Origin of the sequence: Ruminococcus callidus ATCC 27760 (assembly GCF_000468015.1) — a bacterium.
GTDB classification, from domain to species: domain Bacteria; phylum Bacillota; class Clostridia; order Oscillospirales; family Ruminococcaceae; genus Ruminococcus_C; species Ruminococcus_C callidus.
The window spans coordinates 2,862-4,670 of sequence record NZ_KI260371.1 but is presented as its reverse complement, the minus strand read 5'-3'; the positions used below and the strand labels follow the sequence as shown (position 1 = coordinate 4,670).

General features: G+C 52.1%; 1 protein-coding gene and 2 tRNA genes. 2 read left to right on the top strand and 1 reads right to left on the bottom strand.

Annotated elements, in window-relative coordinates; genetic code table 11:
* Nucleotides 1–213: 213 nt before the first annotated feature.
* Nucleotides 214–290: transfer RNA gene (locus RUMCAL_RS06005), tRNA-Arg, on the top strand.
* A 176-nt stretch (nt 291–466) separates the two neighbouring features.
* On the opposite strand, the gene RUMCAL_RS06000 is transcribed toward RUMCAL_RS06005, so the two are convergent.
* Nucleotides 467–553, bottom strand: a tRNA-Leu gene (locus tag RUMCAL_RS06000).
* 79 nt (nt 554–632) lie between these two features.
* Between RUMCAL_RS06000 and RUMCAL_RS05995 the strand changes: the two genes are divergently transcribed.
* Nucleotides 633–1,616: a DnaD domain-containing protein gene (locus RUMCAL_RS05995; protein WP_040647253.1), complete on the top strand. Its 984-nt coding sequence runs from the start codon at nt 633–635 to the stop codon at nt 1,614–1,616.
* The last annotated feature ends 193 nt before the right edge of the window (nt 1,617–1,809 follow it).

Below are 1,809 nucleotides of genomic sequence, written 5' to 3'. Positions count from 1 at the left end.
ATTTTCTCCGGTTTGTCAAGTCTGTTTTTGCTTGGCAGCAAATGCACTGCGTTTGCCCTTTCTGTCACTCTCCTAAACAAAAAACACCGAAATTGCGTGCGATACAGACTTTTTTCGAAAATCCAGAAAAAAATTCGAAAAAACGCTTGACAAGCTGCAAAAGATGTGATATAATAGTTATTGTTGTGAGGACAACGGTTCTCAAAAGAAAATGTGCCCATAGCTCAGCTGGATAGAGTGACTGGCTACGAACCAGTAGGTCGGGGGTTCGAATCCCTCTGGGCACGCCAAGTATTTCTTTCGAAGTACGGAAACATACCTGTGTTACATTATGTAGCATGGGTTTTTTTTCTATCTGTTTGCCGGCAGTCGGGCATGTTCCCCGCCGGACAGGCATAGAATTTCATGGGGCATCTCCCATGGAAAACAAAAATCGCCCATACCAAAAGGTACAGGCGATCAAATTTGGTGCCGACAGTGGGACTTGAACCCACACGCCATTGCTGGCAACGGATTTTGAGTCCGTCTCGTCTGCCAATTCCAACATGTCGGCAACAACATAACTAATTATAGCACAAACGTCAACCGCTGTCAAGTCTTTTTTGCAATTTTTTCGCAGGGAGGAATTTTTTGTGAATCTTAGCGTACATATCTCCGGCTTCGGGCAGATGTTCGGCGTGCCGAATGCCGTGGTAGACCAATATCTGAAGCTGGCAACGCCGTCCCAGCTGAAAGTGCTGCTCTATCTGCTCCGCAGCAACCGCCCGAACCTTGCACACGATGAGATCGCCAAGGCTCTGGGCATTCCGGAGGAACTGGTGGAAGAAGCGGTGCTGTTCTGGTCGCAGACTACCCTGTTCACTGTGGAAGAACAGTCTGCCGAACAGCCGCAAAAAAACGCGGAGCAGCCCACAGCCAGACCGGCTGCGGAAAAGCAGTCCCGCGGCAGTCAGCCGCATCTGCTCCAGACCAGCAAAAAATGCGGCGAGATGAGCCCGCTGGAAATTTCCACCGCACTGGAAGCTTCCGAGGACTTGAAAGACCTGTTTCGCATGTCGGAGCAGCAGCTGGGCAGACCGCTGCGGCACATCGAGCAGAAGTCCCTCGTCTGGATGCACGACGGCAACAACATCGGCAGCGAGATCATTCTCACGGTGCTGCTCTACTGCAAGTCCATCGACAAGTGCAGCGTCAACTACGCCGAAAGCATCATTACGCAGTGGTGGAACGAGGGCATTCACACGCTGACACAGGTCAACGATGCCATTAACGATATGGAATACCGCCGCAGCTTTACCGGACACATTCAGAAAGCCTTCGAGATGCACCGGAAGCCCACCACGAAACAGCAGGAGTTCATCGACATGTGGCAGGATAAAAAGATCCCCATGGAACTGATCGTCTACGCTTACGAAAAGACGGTGGAGAGCACGGGCAAACTGGTTTTCGAATATCTGAACTCGATCCTCACCCGCTGGACGGAAGCCGGATACCGCACCCGTGTCGACGTGGACACGAAAGATACCCCGCCCAGCAGCAAAAAGACCGGCAGCAAACCCAGCACGCCCCAAAGCGAAAACGGCGACGCGTATCAGTCGTTTATTTATAATGAGTAATAGGCGGGAAAGCCTGAAAAAGCCTCCCCTTTAGGGGTGACTCCCCACGGGGTGGGGAGATGCCCGCAGGGCAGAGGGGACCGCTCAGTACGAGGGGGACCGCCGTTAGGCGGTGGAGGGGTTCTTCGTGGAATCTTTTGCTTGATGTAAAAGATTTACGAGATAACCCCTCAGTCAAGCCTACGGCTTGCCA